Source organism: Halomonas sp. SIMBA_159 (assembly GCF_046536035.1).
GTDB lineage: Bacteria > Pseudomonadota > Gammaproteobacteria > Pseudomonadales > Halomonadaceae > Vreelandella > Vreelandella venusta_A.
In genome coordinates this window covers 1-233 of record NZ_JAWJBT010001711.1, presented here as the reverse complement: position 1 = coordinate 233, position 233 = coordinate 1, and the positions used below count along the sequence as shown (strand labels likewise).

The 233-nt window shown below is 55.8% G+C and carries 1 protein-coding gene; it reads right to left on the bottom strand.

All coding sequences use genetic code 11. From position 1 onward, the window contains the following. Positions 1 to 233: GspE/PulE/PilB domain-containing protein (locus R0J87_RS25050; protein WP_498889731.1), on the bottom strand; the 233-nt coding region annotated here is incomplete at both ends.

Genomic DNA, 233 nt, shown 5'->3' with positions numbered 1-233 from the left:
AACTCCGCCATCATTGAGCAATGCCCGAATGATCCGGCGAGGTGCGACACAAAGCAAGGGCGGCTGACCCAGGAAAAAGGCTAGCTCAGTGATCAGGTCCTCGCGGGCTGGTGCGCTCAGCATGATCCGGCGAGAACCATTTGGTCGGATGATGGGAGCAATCGAATTGCTCTGGCAGTAAGCGGACGATAGTTCCTTGAGCGCGACATCGTCAATGTCTATGCCAACAAGCT